The 18,158-nt window shown below is 61.7% G+C and carries 17 protein-coding genes and 2 tRNA genes; 13 read left to right on the forward strand and 6 right to left on the reverse strand.

Annotated features, from left to right (window positions below):
• Window positions 1-70: 70 nt before the first annotated feature.
• A complete protein-coding gene (gene ettA, locus M1E02_RS08650) occupies window positions 71-1,753 on the forward strand; it encodes an energy-dependent translational throttle protein EttA (RefSeq protein ID WP_309105393.1) in 1,683 nt (560 codons plus the stop codon).
• 115 nt (window positions 1,754-1,868) lie between these two features.
• Here ettA and M1E02_RS08655 read toward each other — a convergent pair whose 3' ends face one another.
• Complete coding sequence (locus tag M1E02_RS08655) at window positions 1,869-2,846, reverse strand: acyl-CoA thioesterase (protein WP_479377646.1); 978 nt, start codon at window positions 2,844-2,846, stop codon at window positions 1,869-1,871.
• Between the two features lie 63 nt (window positions 2,847-2,909).
• Here M1E02_RS08655 and M1E02_RS08660 point away from each other — a divergent pair, with 63 nt between their 5' ends.
• The gene (locus tag M1E02_RS08660) at window positions 2,910-3,575 is read left to right on the forward strand and encodes a DUF8185 domain-containing protein (RefSeq protein WP_479377647.1); all 666 of its coding nucleotides are present in this window, start codon (window positions 2,910-2,912) and stop codon (window positions 3,573-3,575) included.
• A 9-nt stretch (window positions 3,576-3,584) separates the two neighbouring features.
• Here M1E02_RS08660 and M1E02_RS08665 read toward each other — a convergent pair whose 3' ends face one another.
• A complete protein-coding gene (locus tag M1E02_RS08665) occupies window positions 3,585-4,055 on the reverse strand; it encodes a globin (protein ID WP_479377648.1) in 471 nt (156 codons plus the stop codon).
• A 2-nt stretch (window positions 4,056-4,057) separates the two neighbouring features.
• The gene (locus M1E02_RS08670) at window positions 4,058-4,723 is read right to left on the reverse strand and encodes a mechanosensitive ion channel family protein (protein WP_479377649.1); all 666 of its coding nucleotides are present in this window, start codon (window positions 4,721-4,723) and stop codon (window positions 4,058-4,060) included.
• A 135-nt stretch (window positions 4,724-4,858) separates the two neighbouring features.
• Here M1E02_RS08670 and M1E02_RS08675 point away from each other — a divergent pair, with 135 nt between their 5' ends.
• Window positions 4,859-5,854, forward strand: coding sequence for an NAD-dependent epimerase/dehydratase family protein (locus tag M1E02_RS08675; RefSeq protein WP_479377650.1), 996 nt, complete (start codon window positions 4,859-4,861; stop codon window positions 5,852-5,854).
• Here the strand turns inward: M1E02_RS08675 and M1E02_RS08680 are convergent.
• Together M1E02_RS08680 and pepN are read right to left on the reverse strand one after the other, a co-directional pair.
• Window positions 5,851-6,330: an OsmC family protein gene (locus M1E02_RS08680; protein WP_479377651.1), complete on the reverse strand. Its 480-nt coding sequence runs from the start codon at window positions 6,328-6,330 to the stop codon at window positions 5,851-5,853. The two genes, M1E02_RS08675 and M1E02_RS08680, sit on opposite strands and share 4 nt — an antisense overlap.
• 3 nt (window positions 6,331-6,333) lie before the next feature.
• On the reverse strand, window positions 6,334-8,889 hold the full coding sequence (pepN, locus tag M1E02_RS08685) for an aminopeptidase N (RefSeq protein WP_479377652.1): 2,556 nt from the start codon (window positions 8,887-8,889) through the stop codon (window positions 6,334-6,336).
• A gap of 145 nt (window positions 8,890-9,034) precedes the next feature.
• Between pepN and M1E02_RS08690 the strand changes: the two genes are divergently transcribed.
• The 4 genes from M1E02_RS08690 (at window position 9,035) to M1E02_RS08705 (ending at window position 12,544) form a co-directional block, all read left to right on the forward strand.
• Window positions 9,035-10,027, forward strand: a complete 993-nt coding sequence (locus tag M1E02_RS08690) for a hypothetical protein (protein WP_479377653.1) — start codon at window positions 9,035-9,037, stop codon at window positions 10,025-10,027.
• Window positions 10,028-10,094: 67 nt separating this feature from the next.
• The gene (locus M1E02_RS08695) at window positions 10,095-10,589 is read left to right on the forward strand and encodes a ribose-5-phosphate isomerase (RefSeq protein ID WP_479377654.1); all 495 of its coding nucleotides are present in this window, start codon (window positions 10,095-10,097) and stop codon (window positions 10,587-10,589) included.
• The gene (locus tag M1E02_RS08700) at window positions 10,589-11,503 is read left to right on the forward strand and encodes an Fpg/Nei family DNA glycosylase (RefSeq protein WP_479377655.1); all 915 of its coding nucleotides are present in this window, start codon (window positions 10,589-10,591) and stop codon (window positions 11,501-11,503) included. The genes M1E02_RS08695 and M1E02_RS08700 overlap by 1 nt, the downstream gene beginning before the upstream one ends.
• A gap of 15 nt (window positions 11,504-11,518) precedes the next feature.
• Entirely contained in the window at window positions 11,519-12,544 is a 1,026-nt protein-coding gene (locus tag M1E02_RS08705; protein ID WP_479377656.1) for a squalene cyclase, read from the forward strand.
• A gap of 20 nt (window positions 12,545-12,564) precedes the next feature.
• On the opposite strand, the gene M1E02_RS08710 is transcribed toward M1E02_RS08705, so the two are convergent.
• A tRNA-Gly gene (locus tag M1E02_RS08710) sits at window positions 12,565-12,635 on the reverse strand.
• A gap of 147 nt (window positions 12,636-12,782) precedes the next feature.
• On the opposite strand from M1E02_RS08710, the gene M1E02_RS08715 reads away from it, so the two are divergent.
• The 6 genes from M1E02_RS08715 to M1E02_RS08740 all read left to right on the forward strand — a co-directional run bounded on the left by M1E02_RS08715 (window position 12,783) and on the right by M1E02_RS08740 (window position 18,014).
• Window positions 12,783-12,857 (forward strand) — tRNA-Pro (locus M1E02_RS08715).
• A gap of 80 nt (window positions 12,858-12,937) precedes the next feature.
• Window positions 12,938-14,320, forward strand: a complete 1,383-nt coding sequence (gene tig / locus M1E02_RS08720) for a trigger factor (RefSeq protein ID WP_479377657.1) — start codon at window positions 12,938-12,940, stop codon at window positions 14,318-14,320.
• Between the two features lie 244 nt (window positions 14,321-14,564).
• Entirely contained in the window at window positions 14,565-15,161 is a 597-nt protein-coding gene (locus M1E02_RS08725; protein WP_247045935.1) for an ATP-dependent Clp protease proteolytic subunit, read from the forward strand.
• Window positions 15,162-15,198: 37 nt separating this feature from the next.
• Window positions 15,199-15,858 (forward strand): ATP-dependent Clp protease proteolytic subunit, encoded by a 660-nt coding sequence (locus M1E02_RS08730; RefSeq protein ID WP_247045785.1) that lies wholly within the window; start codon window positions 15,199-15,201, stop codon window positions 15,856-15,858.
• 185 nt (window positions 15,859-16,043) lie between these two features.
• Complete coding sequence (gene clpX / locus M1E02_RS08735) at window positions 16,044-17,333, forward strand: ATP-dependent Clp protease ATP-binding subunit ClpX (RefSeq protein ID WP_479377658.1); 1,290 nt, start codon at window positions 16,044-16,046, stop codon at window positions 17,331-17,333.
• A gap of 66 nt (window positions 17,334-17,399) precedes the next feature.
• Window positions 17,400-18,014, forward strand: a complete 615-nt coding sequence (locus M1E02_RS08740; RefSeq protein ID WP_479377659.1) for a mycothiol-dependent nitroreductase Rv2466c family protein — start codon at window positions 17,400-17,402, stop codon at window positions 18,012-18,014.
• Window positions 18,015-18,158 lie beyond the last annotated feature (144 nt).

Below are 18,158 nucleotides of genomic sequence, written 5' to 3' on the forward strand. Positions count from 1 at the left end.
CTGGTTCCTTCCATGTCCTTGAACCGTCCCGAATGTGAGTTATCCGGGCCGACCCACTAGATTTGGAACCATGGCGGAATTTATCTACACAATGACCAAGGCCCGTAAGGCTGTTGGCGAAAAGCTCATTCTCGACGACGTCAGCATGTCGTTCTTTCCTGGAGCCAAGATCGGTGTGGTCGGCCCCAACGGCGCCGGTAAATCCACCATTCTCAAGATCATGGCCGGCCTGGACACACCCTCCAACGGTGAAGCGCGGCTCAGCCCCGGCTACTCTGTGGGCATCCTGCTTCAGGAACCGCCGCTGAACGAAGAGAAGACAGTCCTCGGCAACGTCCAGGAGGGCGTCGGCGAAATCATCGGGAAGATCGAGCGGTTCAACGCGATCTCGGAGGAGATGGCAAGCCCGGACGCCGACTACGATTCCCTGCTCGAGGAAATGGGCCACCTGCAGGAAGCGATTGATGCTGCCGATGCCTGGGACCTGGATTCACAGCTGGAACAGGCCATGGATGCTCTGCGCTGCCCGCCTGCGGATGCCAACGTAACTCTCCTCTCCGGCGGTGAGCGCCGTCGCGTGGCCTTGTGCAAGCTGCTGTTGCAGAAGCCTGACCTGCTGCTTCTCGATGAACCCACCAACCATCTGGACGCCGAGAGCGTGCTGTGGCTGGAGCAGCACCTTTCCAACTACCACGGCGCTGTCCTGGCCGTAACCCACGATCGCTACTTCCTTGACCACGTAGCCCAGTGGATCGCCGAAGTGGACCGCGGGCACCTGTACCCGTATGAAGGCAACTACTCCACCTACCTGGAGAAGAAGCGTGCCCGCCTGGAAGTTCAGGGCAAGAAGGACGCCAAGCAGGCCAAGCGACTGACAGAAGAGCTGGAATGGGTCCGCTCCAACGCCAAGGGCCGCCAGACCAAGTCGAAAGCCCGCCTGGCCCGGTACGAGGAAATGGCAGCGGAAGCTGACCGCACGCGCAAGCTCGACTTCGAAGAGATCCAGATTCCGCCCGGACCACGCCTGGGTGGCCTTGTACTGGAAGCCAAGAACCTGCAGAAGGGCTTCGAGGACAGGACCCTTATTGACGGACTGTCCTTTTCGCTGCCCCGCAACGGCATTGTCGGCGTCATCGGCCCGAACGGTGTGGGTAAGACCACCCTGTTCAAGACCATCGTGGGCCTTGAGCCCCTCGACGGCGGCGATCTCAAGATCGGTGACTCCGTAAAGATTTCCTATGCCGACCAGAGTCGCGGCGGCATCGATCCCAACAAGACGCTGTGGGAAGTAGTTTCCGATGGCCTGGACTACATCCAGGTAGGCCACGTAGAAATGCCCTCCCGGGCGTATGTTGCAGCCTTCGGGTTCAAGGGCCCGGACCAGCAGAAGAAAGCCGGAGTGCTTTCCGGCGGTGAGCGTAACCGCCTGAACCTGGCTCTGACCCTCAAGCAGGGCGGAAACCTCCTGCTCCTTGACGAACCCACTAACGACCTCGACGTCGAAACACTCAGCAGCCTCGAGAACGCCCTCCTGGAATTCCCCGGCTGCGCCGTGGTGGTCTCGCACGACCGTTGGTTCCTCGACAGGGTGGCCACTCACATTCTCGCCTACGAAGGTGATGAGGAGAACCCGTCCAAGTGGTACTGGTTCGAGGGCAACTTCGAGTCCTACGAGGAGAACAAGGTGGAGCGACTCGGTCCCGATGCCGCGAAGCCGCACCGTGTGACTCACCGGCGCCTCACGCGCGACTGATCCTCACGGGAAAGTCTAAAAACGGGCGCGAAAAGTCCTGAAAACGACGAGGCCGGCCTGACGGGTATCACCCGCCAGGCCGGCCTTTCGTCTGCCTAAGGGGCTGTTTAGCATTTTACCGTTCGGCTTTGCGCATCTGGTGTTTGAGAACCTTGGATTGGACGGCACCCACCACCTTGTTCTTCAGGTCCGTGGGGATCCGAACCATGCCTTCCTGCGCCACCGAGGCCACATGCCGGCCTTCCCTGTCGAAGATCTTGCCGGTGGCCAGGCCGCGTGCACCCTGAGCGCTGGGAGACTCCTGCACGTAGAGCAGCCACTGGTCAACCCGTACAGGGCGGTGCCACCACATTGCATGATCAAGGCTGGCGACACTCATCCCTGGGGTGACCCAGCTCAAGCCGTGCTTGCGAAGGATCGATTCCAGGATGGTGTAATCGCTGGCGTAGGCCAGCGCAGCCCGGTGCATGTTGGCGTCGTCCGGCATGGGTCCAAACGTTTTCATCCAGACAGCGTTCCTGGCTTCTTTGGTCCCGTTGGCCGACACATAGAGTGCGGGGTCGACGTGCCGGATGTCTATGGGACGCTCATAGGCCCAATGCCGGGCTACGGGATGATCGTACTTGCCCAGAAGATCTGCGGTGCTGGGTAGCGACTCGGGTTCCGGAATCCCCACCGGCATCTCGGACTGGTGGTCCAGGCCCTCGTCGTCCTCCTGAAAGGACGCGATCATGGACAGGATCGGTGTGCCGTCCTGGTAAGCGTGGACACGACGGGCCGAGAACGACCTCCCGTCGCGGAGACGCTGCACGCCGAACGTGATGGGCTGGTTTGCATCCCCGGGGCGGAGGAAATAACCGTGCATCGAATGCACGTGGCGTGCCGGATCCACGGTTCGGTTTGCGGCAATGAGGGATTGGGCCAGAACCTGACCTCCGAAAACCCGTTGCCGCGGCTGCCGTTGTGACGGGCCCATAAAGATGTCCTCATCCGTGCGGGCACCTTCGAGTTCCCCGAGATCAAGAAGTTCGATCAAGGAGGTGGTGGGGTCCTGCGTGGGCAACGCTTGCAATCCGGCTTCCGCTTCAGTCATGGTTTGACTCTAGACGTCACCCCAGTACTGCTCAACCGGGCGCCTGGCGGTAGAGTCCTTAAGGTGTCTGATGTTCTCACCCAGCCCTTCCGCTTCGCCGATCCCCAGGATCTGGCGGACCTCCGCACCTATGTGACCCGCGCAAAGGCGGTGGACGACGGCGCCATCCGGTTGCAGGCGTCCGGCTCGGTTCTTGCCGCTTATGTATGCGTGCTGCGGCCGCGGCTGCTCGGTGAAGCAACTCCCACTATCCTCGGCCTGCGCACCATCGGTTTGGCGGAGCCGGCCCAAGCGGACGTTACCGTTACGCTCGCAGCGGTCCTTGACCGGCTCGCACGGGCGGGAGAATCCGACGTCGAACTCGCCGTTCCGCCGTCGACGGTCACTGAGTCCTGGGCAGGGGTCGGCGCCCCACGGACGGGCTGGGAGCTCCTGGGCTCACTGACAGACTCTGAGCTGAAGGATGCCGCGCAAGCCGGGATCGCCGAGGTGGCGCAGATCGTTCCGGACAAGCCCGGCGCCCTGATGGTCAACAACGCAAGGGCCTCGGTATGGGGGCGTGAGCTTCCCGGAGCCGGAGGACTGCCCACCGGGGCGGCTTTTGCTGCCCTCACCCTGGGTTTTCTCGGCAGCGGCGAGCACCAGCTTTACCGTGCCGGGCGCTGGTTCAGGCTCAGCAGTTCCAGAGGCCACGTTCTTGCCAGGAGCGGCGCCGGGCTCGGCCTGTGACCGTTACTTTCAGGCGTGCGAGGGGCCGTTAGCGGAAGGGCTGTTCACCATGGACAGCGCAGCGCGCTCCATGTAGTCCCACAGGGTATTTTCGTACAACGGCGGAAGCTCAAGGGAGTCGACGGCTGTCCGCATGTGCAGCAGCCACCGGTCCTTCGCTTCAGGCGTGACGCTGAACGGCATGTGCCGCATCCTGAGCCTCGGGTGGCCGCGTTCGTCGCCGTAAGTGGTGGGCCCGCCCCAATACTGCTCCAGGAACATCAGGAAGCGTCGCTTCGCCGGTCCAAGATCCTCTTCCGGATACATCGGCCGGAGGATCGGATCCGTCGCAACGCCGTCGTAGAAAACGTCAATGAGCTTCACGAACGTAGCGTGGCCCCCTACTGCATCGTAGAAGTTGTCCGTGTAGCCAGGCTGGCTGAACGGATCATTTTGCATCAGCATTTTCGGCTGTCCAGGCTCGACGGGTGGATTGGTCATGACTACTCTCCGGCTTTCTGCGGTGTTGGTGCTTCATCGTCGTCTGTAACTTCCGGCTGTTGCTCGGGCGGAATATAGGTCCCCTGTGACCGGTTGCCTACCCTTAGGATTTCACCGTTGCGCAGGTACCAGATGGTGCCGTCCTCGGCGAGTACCCTGGTGATCCGCAAGCCCATGGACTCCACTGTGCCCACCACTTCGCTGGTCTCGATGACGTCACCGATCCCGTACTGGTCCTCGATGGTGATGAAGATCCCTGCAAGGAAGTCGCGGATCAGTTGCTGGGCGCCGAAGCCTATGGCAATACCCAGGATGCCAACACTCGTCAGCAGGGGAGCGATGTCGATATCCAGGTTGCGGAGCACATACATGGTGGTGATGGTTGCGACGAGCACGCCCACCACACTGTTGAGCAGGGAACCGATGGTGTTTGCCCGCTGCACACGCCGCTCATGGTCCAGGGCACGCAATGCCGGCGCCACCCACCGGAAATGGGGCTTCTTGAAAAAGGTGCTCCCGGAGGCGACCCGTCGGGAGATCCGGGAAATCACGAAGGTCGCCGCCAGCCAGATGGCGACACCAACACCCAGGCTGATCACAATTCCCGGAACGCTGATTCCCTCTGTGGCTGACGTTAGGGGCGGTGCGATCGACAACGTGCTGTACATCTGTGGATGTGCTCCTCACTGCAGACCGGCTGTTGCCGGTTACTTCTACGGGGGTTATTTCTACCCGACTTCACCGGCGTTCACCCGGCGCATAAACTCTGGTTACTTTCAACACTAGCGCCGTAGCGTGGCCACATGCGCATCCTGATTCTTGGCGGTACAGCGTTCCTTTCGACGGAAATTGCCCGGCAAGCAGTGGCAGACGGCCACAATGTGACGTGTCTGGCACGGGGCTCAACCGCGGCACCCCCGGCCGGCGCCCACTGGATCCAAGCGGACCGCAGCGAAGGAGCTGCCGCCTACGCTGAAGCCGCTCGGGAATGGGACGCAGTCATCGACGTGGCGCGCGATCCGCAGCAAGCGGCGGCTGCCCTAAAGTCGTTGGGGGACCGGACTGCGCATTGGACCTTTGTGTCGAGTTGTTCAGTCTATGCAGACCATTCAGTACCGGGAGCCGGCGAGGACGCGAGGTTGCTTGACCCGCTGACCGACGGCACACCATTCTCTCCCGAAGTCTATGGAGAGGCCAAGTCCGCCATCGAGGAGCTGACCCTCAGGGTGCGTCCAGCCCATCTCTGCAGGGCAGGCCTGATCAGCGGGCCAGGCGACGAAACCGACCGCTACGGGTACTGGCCTGCCCGGTTTGCGCGAGCCGCCGCCGAGCGCACCGGGCCCGTTTTGGTGCCGGACATTCCCGACGCCGCCACCCAGATTATCGACGTCAGGGATCTAGCCGTCTGGATCCTTTACGCAGCCCGGCAGGGAATTGCGGAACCCTTGAATGCGGTTGGCGCAGTGGTCCCCTTCCAGGAGTACAACGAGGAATCGCAAAGGTTGACTGGCGCCACGGATACAGTCAGAGCCTCCGAAGAATGGCTCATCAATGAAGGAGTTGCTCCCTGGGCAGGTAAGGATTCGCTGCCGCTCTGGCTGCCGCCTGACCACGAAGGGTTCTGTGCCCGCAACAACTCAGCCGCCGTTGCCCGCGGGCTTACCCTGAGGCCCTGGCAGGAAACCCTTCGTGACACGCTCGAGGATGAACGGAGCCGCGGACTGGCCAGGGAGCGGAAGGCCGGGCTCAGCCCCGAGACGGAACGCCGTCTCGTGGGCAGACTGCTCGCAGCAGACTAGGCAGCGGCTACCTCGGAAGTCGGGGCATGCCGGACCGGAAAGTTCACGCTCCTGGCGATGAAACACAGCTGGTTGGCTTCGTGGTGCATGTCCGCCAGGAGCCCGTCAGGCGTAGCTTCCGCCGTGGTCACATGGGGATTGAGCGTTGCCTCCTCGAACTGGCCGCTGCCGTCCCGGTTGAGGCGCATAACGCCGTCGGCGTGGTCCTCGTAAGCCGTCACCACAACGCCGCGCTTCACTGCCACATGAAGGAAGGACAGCATGTGGCACTGGGACAAGGCGGTCAGCAACAGCTGTTCCGGGTTGTGGCGGGTCCTGTCCCCATGGAAGGTGGGATCGGCTGAACCTTTGAGGACGGGCAGCCCCTCGATCCCGATGTCGTGGTCGCGCGAATACGCCCGGTAGGCGGACGTCCCGGTGCCCAGGTTGCCTGTCCAGCGGACAGTGACGGAATAGCGGTGCTCGGCCAGGGTCATGTCCTAGTCCTCATCAGCCTTCCGGGCCCGCAGTGCCCTGGCAACGGCGTCGCGGTTTTCCAGCATCATGCGCCTGAGGGCAGCGCTCTCCTCAGGAAGGGCTGTGATGAACTCGTCCGTCCTGTCCACCGTTGCCTGCGTTGTCAGCTGGGAGGGGTAAAGCCCGACGACGATCTGCTGGGCGAGCGCATGGGTGCGGGACGCCACAATGCCGGGGACAGCGTCGAAATATCTGTCCACGTACGGTTCGAGGAGCGAGGTGTCCAGGACCCTGGAGAAGCCGGCAACAGCCGAGGCCTGCAGCGCGTTGGAGAGCTCTCCTTTGACCACGATCGATTCCCAGGCCGCAGCTTTTGCTTCGGGGGTGGGAATGGCTGCTTTGGCGAGTGCTGCTGCGTTCTGGCCGTTGGAGGTGTTGTCGCGGTCAAGTTCCGCGTCAATCCGGTCCTGATCGGCCCTCCCACCTGCAACCAGCGAAGCCAGAAGCTCCCACCGGAGGTCCTGGTCAACGCTGAGCCCTTCAAGGACCACAGAACCGTCAAGGAGCCCGGCAACGGTGTCCAACTGCCCGGCGCTCCTGGCGAGGAGGGCGTAGGACTTAATGAACTGGAGCTGGGAGTCGGAGGCGGGCGGAACCTCACCGGCGAGTTCCCACAGCCGGTCCGCTGCCGAGATTGCTGTTGCTTCCTTATGGGCTTCTGCCACGTAGAAGTTCAAGGTGGTAGCGAGCTGGCGCAGCTGGACAAGGATGACCGACGAGTCCGATTCCTGAGCGATGTTGGCGAGGATCAGCTCAACGTACGCGCGGGCGGGCGTTTCACCGTCACGGGCGGCATCCCAGGCTGAACCCCAGACCAGAGTGCGCGGAAGGCTCTCGCTGAAGTCCTTGAGGTGCGCCGTGGCCGTGGCCAGGGACTTGGGGTCCAGACGGACCTTGGCATAGGCCAGGTCATCGTCGTTCAGCAGGATGAGGTCAGGTTGCTGCAACCCGGCCAGGGCTGGAACCTCCGTGCGCTCGCCGTCGACGTCGAGCTCTTCGCGGTGGACCCGCTCAAGTTTGCCGGCGTCTGTGAGATTGTAGAACCCCACAGCGAGTCGGTGGGGGCGGATAGTGGGCTGGTCCGCAACAGCCGACTGAAGGATGGCGAACGAGGAGATGGCACCCTCGCCGTCAACTGACAGTTCGGGTTTGAGTGTGTTGACTCCGGCAGTTTCCAGCCAGAGCCGGCCCCACGCGTCCAGATCCCGCCCGCTGGCAGACTCAAGCTCCGCCATGAGATCGCTGAGCTCCGTGTTCTGCCAGGCGTGCTTACGGAAGTACTCCCGCACGCCTGCCATGAACTGTTCGGGGCCCACCCAAGCCACCAGTTGCCGCAGCACTGAAGCACCCTTGGCGTAGGTGATGCCATCGAAGTTCACCTCAACATCCTGCAGGTCGTTGATTTCGGCAAAAATGGGGTGCGTCGTGGGCAGCTGGTCCTGTCGGTAGGCCCAGGACTTCTCCACTGAGGCGAACGTGGTCCAGGCGCGATCGAACTTGGTGTTTTCCACTGCCGCCAGATGGGACATGTACTCAGCGAAGGACTCGTTCAGCCACAGGTCGTTCCACCAGCGCATGGTGACCAGATCCCCGAACCACATGTGGGCCAGTTCGTGCAGCACGGTAATGGCACGGCGCTCTACCTGCGCCTCCGCCACCTTGCCGCGGAAGATATAGCCCTCAAGGATGGTCACCGCGCCCGCGTTCTCCATGGCTCCCGCATTGAATTCGGGAACAAAGAGCTGATCGTACTTTTCAAAGGGGTACGGGCAGCCAAACTGGGTTTCAAAAAATTCGAAACCCTGCCGGGTCAGGTCGAAGATGTTATCGGCGTCGAGATACTGCATCAGCGATTTGCGGGCGTAGATGCCCAGCGGGACCACTCTGCCGTCAGAGCTCTTCACCTCACTGCTGATTGACTGGTACGGCCCGGCGATGAGGGCCGTGACGTAGGAGGACAGCCGGGGCGTTGGCGCGAATTCCCACACGGACCGCGCTCCGCCGTCGACGGCCGGGATGGTCTCCACCGGAGCCGGAGTGGGTGAGTTGGACACCACATTCCAGTGTGAAGGAGCTGTGACAGTGAAAGTGAAGGTCGCTTTAAGGTCAGGTTGTTCGAACACAGCAAACATCCGCCGCGAATCGGGAACCTCGAACTGGGTGTACAGGTAGACCTCATTGTCTACCGGATCCACAAAGCGGTGGAGGCCTTCGCCCGTGTTCATGTAGGGCGCGTCGGCAACTACCAGGAGTTCGTTCCGCTCCGCCAGCTCGGGGAGCTGGATCCGGACACCGTCGGCTACTTCGGAAGGGTCCAGGGCCTGCCCGTTGAGTGTGACGCTGTGGACAGTCTCGGTCACTGCGTCGATAAAGGTGGACGAGCCGGGTATCGCCGTGAAATTCACGGCGGTGGTGGTGCCGAAGACCTTGTCCCCTTTGGTCAGGTCCAGGCTGACTTCGTATGACTCGACGATGATCAGTTCTGCGCGCTCGCGGGCTTCGGCGCGCGTCAGGTTCATACCTGGCAAAGTGTTGCCTCCAAAAAGGTTGCGGCTGCCGGTGGGAAACCCCCTCCACCAAGCACTGTGAAGTCATTCTTTCATTTCGGGCAGCGTTGGCAAGTTAGGCAGCTCACACGCCCGCCGGCAGGGGTAGCTTTGAACCATGGGAACGTTCCGTGATGCTGTGGATGCCAAGGCTCTTAGATTCGCTTTGGGGTTTCCGGTGTTGCTGGCCGCGGCCTTCGTGGTGTGCGCCGTTCTGCTCCGTCCCGACCTCCCCGAGCCCTTAGCGGTCCTGTGGACGTCCGACGGCGTGACGGGCTTTGCGCCGTTTCCGGTCTTTGTGGGGGTGGGCGCAGGTTTCATCGTCATTATCAGCTGGCTGGTCCTGCTGCAGGCCGTCCCCGTCTCCAGGCCGGTGCTCATGCGCCGGATCATGATGGGAACAGGGATCTCGCTGAGCCTGTTCATAACTGCGGTCCTGGCCGCGGTGCTGGTTGGCCAGGCAGGGGTGGCAGACGCACGACTGGCTCAGGTTGACGCCATAGTGCTCGCGATGGGAAGCGGCTTTGCCGTTGCCATGGGGGTGGTGGTTGGCTTTGTTTTCAAGGCGGATGAGCAGTGGTCGGTGGATGATGACCGAGCGCTGCAACAGGCTCTTGAACAGGAACTTGATCCGGATCTGGTGCGGGACAAGGTCAGGCTTTGGGTGCATGCCCGCAGTTCTGTGTTTGTGATGCTGATTGTGGGCACTCTGTTCCCGGCGTCGTTGATTGCACTGGCGCTGCCTTGGCTTAGCGGCCTGCTGGTGGCGGTTGCAGCAGTGTTGGCAGCGTTTCTCTTTGCTCGGGTCACTGCTGACCGCAGCGGGCTGCGGGTCTTCGTGGCGGGATTCGTCCGCGTCATGAACGTGCCCGCAGCCACCATTTCCTCTGCCGCAGCTTCCGATGTGCGCGCAGCCGAATATGGGGGATGGGGATACCGGAGCCAGGGGGACACCAAAGCGGTGCTGGTCAGCAGCGGGCCCGCTGTGGTGCTGAAGCAAACGGACGGACAAAGGGCAGTTATCAGCGGCGGCAATCCGGATTCCGCACAGAGGCTGGCCGAGGTGTTGTCACGAGTCGCCGCACGCGCGCGGGGTGAGGGCCCTTCCTAGTAGTCTTAGTTTCACCCCTAGACAGCCCGGACGCTCACCGGTGCTCACGACCAGAACGGACAACGCCGTGACCACATCCCCTTCATTTCCGCGGGTTCATATCGCCACAGACCACGCCGGTATGGAGCTCAGCGCCCACCTCGTCAGCCACCTCACGTCGCAGGGCTATGAGGTGGTTGATCACGGACCCAAGGTTTACGACGCACTCGACGATTACCCGTCCTTCTGCATCAACGCAGCTCTGGCAGTTGTTGCAGACCAGCAGGCGGGTGTCCACGCTCTCGGAATTGTCCTGGGCGGCTCCGGGAACGGCGAACAGATCGCGGCAAACAAGGTCAAAGGCGTGAGGGCCGCGCTGGCGTGGAACCATTCCACCGCCACCTTGGCCCGCGAACACAATGACGCGAACGTCGTCGCAGTCGGTGGCCGCCAACACAGCGTTGAGGAAGCCACCGCGCTCATCGAGGCATTCCTCAAGGAACCTTTCAGCAACGACGAACGGCACATCCGCAGGATTTCAAAGATCGCCGCCTTCGAGACCACCGGTGAGGTCATCGAGTAGTGCCCGAGGGGCATTCGGTCCACCGCCTCGCCCGGCAGTTCCGGGACATCTTCCTGGGGCAACAGCTCAGTGTCAGCAGTCCTCAGGGACGCTTCTCCGCTGGTGCGAAGCTCCTGGACGGGCACACGCTGTCCTCTTCTCAGGCGCACGGAAAACATCTCTTCCTCGAGTTCAGCCATGGCCTTTTCCTGCACGTCCATCTGGGCCTGTACGGAGCCTGGAACTTCGGCGGAGATGATTCCTTCCGGGGCGCCTCGAGTATCGGTGCTCCCCGCACGGTGGGAGAGCAGGAAGTGTTCGACGACGGCGCGCCCGCCGTGTATACCGGCCCACCGGAGCCTGTGGGCGCCGTCCGCGTACGGCTCACGTCCAGCCATGGGTGGGCTGACCTCAGGGGAGCCACAACGTGTGCTGTCATTACGGAGGAGGAGCTTGCCGTTGTGCTCAAGCGGCTGGGCCCGGATCCGCTCCGGAACCTGCCGGCGGCGCCGGACCGGCGGGGAGACAGGGAAGTCTTCGTGCGCAACGTGCTGTCCAGGCGGACCCCTCTTGCCGCGTTGCTCATGGACCAAAAGGTGATTGCCGGCGTTGGAAATGTCTACCGGGCGGAATTACTCTTCAGGCAGCGGCTTAGCCCCTGGCTGCCCGGGACTTCGTTGACGCCTTCTGCTGCAGAAAGGTTGTGGGACGACGCTGTGGCCATGATGTCCGACGGTGCGCGGGACGGAAGGATCATCACCACCCCCGCCGCTTACTGGTCTACCGGGCCCAATGTCCTTCCGGACCAGGATGAAGCCCACTTCACCTACCGCCGCCAGGGCCTCGAATGCCGGGTCTGCGGCACGCCCATAGCAATGACAGATCTCTCGGCCAGAAAACTCTATTGGTGCCCTGTCTGCCAGCAAACGGATTGAGGTAGCCTGTCAACGATGGTCCCCGACCCAGCCCTGCTCGACTGGCTGCTTGACGCCGACCCGGCGCTGCGGTGGCAGGTGGAGCGCGACCTCCTGGGGGCGCCGCCCGACGTGTGGCTGACTACCCGGGGCCGTATCGCTACAGAGGGCTTTGGGGCGCGGCTGCTGGCGCTGCAGGATCCGGACGGACAATGGGCCGGCGGAGCGTACTACCCCAAGGACTTCAACTTCAACGGGCCCGAGGCCGATGAGGGTGCAGGGCAGCCCTGGACCGCCACGACCTATGCACTCAACACTCTCCGGGACTGGGGACTGGATTCCGGCGCGCTCGCCGGTACAGCCGGCTTGCTGGAGGCCAACAGCCGCTGGGAGTACGACAACCTCCCGTATTGGGCCGGCGAGGTGGACTGCTGCATCAATGCGTTTACTCTTTCCAACGGCCTCTGGCTCGGAGCCGACGTCTCCGGGGTGGCCCAGTGGTTTCTCAACCACAGGATGGCCGACGGCGGCTGGAACTGTGAGTGGATGGAGGGTTCTACCCGATCTTCTTTCCATTCCACGCTGAACTCCCTGAAAGGCCTGCTGGATTTTGAGGTTGCGACCGGCGGCAGCGACGCACACCGCGAGGCCCGGCGGGCCGGTGAGGAGTACTTGCTGCAGCGCAGGCTGCTTCGTACCCTGGCCACAGGTGAGTTGGTTGGCCCCTGGGCCACGATGTTTGCGTACCCGTTCCGCTGGTTCTACAGCGCCCTCAATGCGGCGGACTACTTTCGCGCTGCGGCGCTGCATGATGGCAAAGCACCCGATCCCCGGCTTGCAGAAGCTATGGACGTGATCCGGGCGGCGCGTCGTCCGGACGGTACCTGGCTGCAGGAACGCCGCCATCCGGGGCGGGTGTGGTTCGAGGTGGATGTGCCTCCCGGGGAGCCGTCCAAATGGCTGACTTTCTACGGCACCCGCGTGCTTGCCTGGTGGGACGGGGAGAGGTGGGACGGGGAGAGGTGGGACGCGGAGGGCAAAAAAGAACACCCCGGTCTGTAGACCAGGGTGCTCGTAATCGGAGGGGACGACGGGAATCGAACCCGCGTAATCAGTTTGGAAGACTGAGGCTTTACCATTAAGCTACGTCCCCGGGAAGGCGCAACAACAGCGTCTGTAGCTATTCTCGCAGATCTTTCCGGCGGCTTCTTCAAGCCGGATACAACTAAACCTAATTCATGCCCCAAGTGTCAAATGTGCATTCCAAGGCAAAATCCCCGTAGACTGTCCTGTGCACTAACGGGGTGTAGCTCAGCTTGGCTAGAGCGCCTGCTTTGGGAGCAGGAAGTCGCAGGTTCAAATCCTGTCACCCCGACTCTGCAGTCCCGGCCGACGGCCGGACAGGACATTGAGTTCGCAGAAACCCATCCCACAAAAACCAGGAGTACTTAGACTGTGAAGAGCGCTGTCGAGAACCTCACCCCTACCCGGGTCAAGCTCAATGTTGAGGTCCCTTTTGAGGAATTGAAGCCCAGCATCGAAGAGGCATACAAGACTGTCGCTTCGCAGATCCAGGTCCCCGGTTTCCGTAAGGGCAAGGTTCCTTCCAAGCTGATCGACCAGCGTGTTGGCCGCGGCTACGTGCTGGAGACTGCCATCAACGAGGGCCTCAACGGCTGGTACCAGGCTGCTGTTCAAGAGTCGGGAATCCGTCCCTTGAGCCGTCCCGAGGTTGAAATCACCGAGGTGCCGGACCCGTCCTCCACCGACGGCGAACTGAAGTTCCACGCCGAGGTTGACGTCCGTCCCGAGGTTGAACTTCCGGACTACGCCGGCATCAAGGTTGAGGTCGCTGCCGCTGCTTCTTCCGACGCCGACGTCGACAAGGCCCTTGACGAGCTTCGCGGCCGCTTCGGCACGCTCAAGCCCGTGGACCGCCCGGCTGCTGACGGTGACTTCCTCACCATCGACATCACAGCCACCATTGATGGTGCTGAGGTTGATTCTGCTTCCGGTCTGTCCTACCAGGTGGGAACCGGCACCATGCTCGAAGGCCTCGACGAGGCCGTCACCGGCCTCAGCGCCGACGAGGACGCCATTTTCGAAACCACCCTCGTTGGCGGTGACCACGCCGGTGAAGCCGCGCAGGTAAAGGTAGTGGTCAAGTCCGTCAAGGAGCGCGAGCTCCCCGAGGCTGACGACGACTTCGCCCAGCTCGCTTCCGAGTTCGACACCCTTGCAGAACTGCGCGAGGACCTGGCCAAGCAGGCAGCCGAGTCTAAGGTAGTAGAGCAGGGCGTCGAGGCCCGGGACAAGGTCCTGGACAAGCTGGTTGAGCTGGTTGAGGTTCCCGTGCCGGATTCCGTAGTGGAAGAGCAGCTCGAGGCCCACTTCAAGGCTGAGAACTCCCACGGTGAAGGCGACCACGACACCGAGGAGCACCGCGCCGAGGTCAAGGCCAACACCCAGCGCGCCTTCAAGAACGAGATCATTCTTGACGCCATTGCGGACAAGGAAGAAGTCGGTGTCAGCCAGAACGAGCTCATCGACTACATCGTGACCACCGCAAGCCAGTACGGCATGGACCCGAACCAGTTCGCCCAGATCATCGATCAGAGCGGCCAGGTCCCCATGATGGTTTCCGAGGTTCGCCGCCGGAAGGCCCTGGCCGTTGTGCTGGGCCAGGCAGAGGTAACCGACACTGACGGCAAGGCCGTTGACCTGAGTGACTTCGTGCGCCCCGGTGGCGAAGAGGCACCTGCCGCTGAAGCCGAAGAGACCGAAGAACCGGCCACCGAGGTTGCTGCGAGCGACGACCCGGCAGCCGTAAAGTTCTAAGCTTTGTTGCAAGGCAGCCCCTGGATTTCTGATCCGGGGGCTGCCGCATTTAACCACCGTTTGGACGCATGGAACCATCTGCGCGAGTACGGTGCGCCGTCAGCGAACAGTGCGATTCCTGCGAACAAAACGGCCATGAAAACGGTTAGTGTCCAAGTAGTGAAGTTCAGTGACGTCATTCAGTGGCGTTACCGTCAGCAGCGAGAGGTAAGCACATATGTCACAGCAATCAGCGGCTCCAAGAATGGCCACCGTCGATCCGGCCGCCCAGGACAACTACATCTACAACCGACTGCTGAAAGAGCGCATCATCTGGCTCGGCTCCGAGGTGCGTGACGAGAACGCCAACGCGATCTGCTCGCAGCTGTTGCTCCTCTCGGCAGAGGATCCCAATAAGGACATCTACCTCTACATCAACTCTCCTGGCGGCTCCGTCACCGCCGGTATGGCTATCTACGACACCATGCAGTTCATCCCGAATGACGTTGTCACGGTGGCAACAGGCCTCGCTGCCTCCATGGGCCAGTTCTTGCTCTCCTCTGGCACCAAGGGCAAGCGCTACGCCACGCCGAATGCCCGCATTCTGATGCACCAGCCTTCAGGCGGCATCGGCGGTACGGCCTCCGACATCAAGATCCAGGCGGAACTCATTCTGCACATGAAGAAGGTCATGGCGGAACTTACGGCAGAGCAGACCGGCCAGACCGTCGATACCATCCTCAAGGACAACGACCGCGACAAATGGTTCACCGCCGTCGAAGCCCTGGAGTACGGCTTCTTCGACAGAATCTCCGCCCACGCCGGATCTGTTGCCGGTGGCGGCGGAACCGCCCAGAACTAACCGGTATAGACAGAACTGAAATTCAGGAGCAATGGAAATGACTTACAACTTCGGATCGTCTGCCGGTAATTTGCCTACCAGCCGCTACGTGCTGCCGCAGTTCGAAGAGCGTACCCCCTATGGCTTCAAGCGACAGGATCCGTACACCAAACTGTTCGAGGACCGCATCATCTTCCTCGGAGTCCAGGTTGATGACGCTTCCGCCGATGACGTTATGGCACAGCTGCTGGTACTCGAGTCCACCGACCCGGACCGCGACATCACGCTGTACATCAACTCGCCGGGCGGTTCCTTCACCGCCATGACGGCCATTTATGACACCATGCAGTACATCCGCCCCGAGATCCAGACGGTATGCCTGGGACAGGCGGCCAGCGCCGCAGCAGTTCTCCTCGCGGCTGGAACCCCCGGCAAGCGCCTGGCGCTGCCGAACGCCCGGGTCCTGATCCACCAGCCCGCCCTCTCCGGCGGCCAGGGCGGCCAGGCCTCGGACCTCGAAATCCAGGCGGCGGAAGTCATGCGGATGCGCGCCTGGCTGGAAGACACGCTGGCCCACCACTCGGGCCGGACGTCCGAGCAGGTTAACAACGACATTGAGCGGGACAAGATCCTCACCGCTGAGGAGGCCATGAATTACGGCCTCATCGACCAGGTTCTGGATTCACGCAAGATCAAGCCGCAGGCAATCACGCGGTAGCAATTCCACCCGACGCCGGTACGGTTCAGATTTTTTTTGGACCGTATCGGCGTCTGGTTTCCACCCTTCAGGCCCAATGTGACCTAGAGTGGATGTTGTCACGGCGGGGCTTGTCTCAGGCACGTCGCTGATTCCAACAACCGGTGCACAGCTGCTTTCGCAGCAAGATACTAAGGGGTTTCCATATGGCTCGGATTGGCGAGAGCACCGATTTGCTGAAGTGTTCTTTCTGCGGAAAGAGCCAGAAGCAGGTGCGCAAGCTCATTGCCGGGCCCGGTGTCTATATCTGCGACGAATGCATTGAGCTTTGCAACGAGATCATTGAGGAAGAACTTGCGGAAGTGGCTGATCTTGGCAGCTTCGAGCTTCCTAAGCCCCGCGAGATCTTCGACTTCCTGCAGGAATATGTCATCGGCCAGGAGCCGGCCAAGCGATCGCTGGCAGTGGCTGTCTACAACCACTACAAACGAATCCAGGCAGGGCACGCGCCCAAGAGTGGCAGTCTCGCTGAAGGCGTCCACCATGACGACGTCGAGATTTCGAAATCCAACATCCTCCTGATCGGCCCCACCGGCTGCGGAAAAACCTACCTGGCACAGACCCTTGCCCGCCGGCTTAACGTTCCGTTCGCCGTCGCGGATGCCACCGCTCTGACCGAGGCCGGCTATGTTGGCGAGGACGTTGAGAACATCCTGCTTAAGCTGATCCAGGCAGCGGATTACGACGTCAAAAAGGCCGAGCAAGGCATTATCTACATTGATGAGATCGACAAGATTTCGCGGAAGAGCGAGAACCCTTCCATTACCCGTGACGTGTCCGGTGAAGGTGTACAGCAGGCCCTCCTGAAGATCCTGGAAGGAACTGTGGCTTCAGTTCCACCGCAGGGCGGGCGCAAGCACCCGCACCAGGAGTTCATCCAGATAGATACGACGAACGTTCTGTTCATCGTCGCTGGCGCCTTCGCCGGCCTGGAAGAAATCATTGGCTCCCGCTCCGGGCGCAAGGGGATTGGATTTGGTGCCCCGCTGAACGAGGTCAAGAACAAGGTGGACTCCTACGGCGAGGTCATGCCTGAGGATCTGTTGAAGTTCGGACTTATTCCCGAGTTCATCGGCAGGCTCCCCGTCATCACCACCGTCTCCCACCTGGACCGGTCGGCATTGATCCAGATCCTTTCCACCCCCAAGAACGCGCTCATTAAGCAGTACCAGAAGATGTTCCAGTTGGACGGCGTGGAGCTCGTGTTCGACGACGAGGCCCTGAACATCATCGCCGATCAGGCGTTGGAGCGCGGGACCGGAGCCCGCGGTCTCCGTGCCATCCTCGAGGAAGTCCTGCTTCCTGTGATGTTTGATCTGCCTAGCCGCGATGACATCGCCAGTGTTGTCATCACCGCCGACGTCGTCTCCCACAAGGCACAACCCACCATGATCGCGCATGACGTGGTGGCAAAACGGCGGAATAAATCCGCCTAGGCCTTCGCTGTTTTGAGTAAGCGCCTGCAGGCGCCATGCCCTGACGCCTTTTCGAGGAGAATCTCTGTGCCTGAAACCATTGCCAGCAAAGCCGACTTCTGGTTTGATCCCCTCTGCCCCTTCGCCTGGATCACGTCCCGGTGGATCGGTGAGGTGGAGGAAGTCCGCGACATCGCCACGGAATGGCATGTTATGAGCCTCGCCGTCCTGAACGAGGGCCGCGATCTTGACGCCGGCTACCGCGAACTTATGGACAAAGCATGGGGTCCGGTCAGGGTCATCATTGCAGCCAGTGAGCAGCATGGTGCCCACGTGATCAAGCCGCTGTACGACGCGATGGGCACTTTGATCCACGCCGGCGGTGAAAAGGACTACGCGCTCGTGGTCCAGAAGGCACTGGCAGAATGCGGCCTGCCTGCAGCTCTTGCTGACGCCGCCGCTTCGGATGAGTTCGACACCCAATTGCGCGCAAGCCACGAAGCCGGGATCTCCCTTGTGGGCCAGGACGTGGGCACCCCGGTTGTCGCCTTCAACGGCACCGCATTCTTTGGACCGGTCCTGACGCGGATACCGCGGGGTGAGGAAGCGGGCCGGCTATGGGACGCAACGGTAACGCTCGCATCGTTCCCGCATTTCTTCGAGCTCAAGCGGAGCCGGACGGAACGCCCCGAGTTCGACTGAAACTGACCCGAAGGGCACCGGAAAAACTACCCTGTTGTAGTTCTCCCGGTGCCCTTGCGTATCCCCGCACGCGGGACAACAATGGTTCTTACCCACTTCGAAAGAAGTGGGACGCAAGAACCAAAGATTCAGTGACATGCATCT

This window comes from Arthrobacter sp. Z5-13 (assembly GCF_056499105.1).

Coding starts and splice junctions, on each gene's coding strand:
- M1E02_RS08680 (WP_479377651.1), bottom strand. CDS start 6,330: ATGACCCTGGCCGAGCACCGCTATTCCGTCACTGTCCGCTGGACAGGC.
- M1E02_RS08725 (WP_247045935.1), top strand. CDS start 14,565: ATGGCCACCGTCGATCCGGCCGCCCAGGACAACTACATCTACAACCGA.
- pepN (WP_479377652.1), bottom strand. CDS start 8,889: ATGAACCTGACGCGCGCCGAAGCCCGCGAGCGCGCAGAACTGATCATC.
- M1E02_RS08655 (WP_479377646.1), bottom strand. CDS start 2,846: ATGACTGAAGCGGAAGCCGGATTGCAAGCGTTGCCCACGCAGGACCCC.
- M1E02_RS08675 (WP_479377650.1), top strand. CDS start 4,859: ATGCGCATCCTGATTCTTGGCGGTACAGCGTTCCTTTCGACGGAAATT.
- M1E02_RS08665 (WP_479377648.1), bottom strand. CDS start 4,055: ATGACCAATCCACCCGTCGAGCCTGGACAGCCGAAAATGCTGATGCAA.
- M1E02_RS08670 (WP_479377649.1), bottom strand. CDS start 4,723: ATGTACAGCACGTTGTCGATCGCACCGCCCCTAACGTCAGCCACAGAG.
- ettA (WP_309105393.1), top strand. CDS start 71: ATGGCGGAATTTATCTACACAATGACCAAGGCCCGTAAGGCTGTTGGC.
- M1E02_RS08705 (WP_479377656.1), top strand. CDS start 11,519: ATGGTCCCCGACCCAGCCCTGCTCGACTGGCTGCTTGACGCCGACCCG.
- M1E02_RS08690 (WP_479377653.1), top strand. CDS start 9,035: ATGGGAACGTTCCGTGATGCTGTGGATGCCAAGGCTCTTAGATTCGCT.
- clpX (WP_479377658.1), top strand. CDS start 16,044: ATGGCTCGGATTGGCGAGAGCACCGATTTGCTGAAGTGTTCTTTCTGC.
- M1E02_RS08730 (WP_247045785.1), top strand. CDS start 15,199: ATGACTTACAACTTCGGATCGTCTGCCGGTAATTTGCCTACCAGCCGC.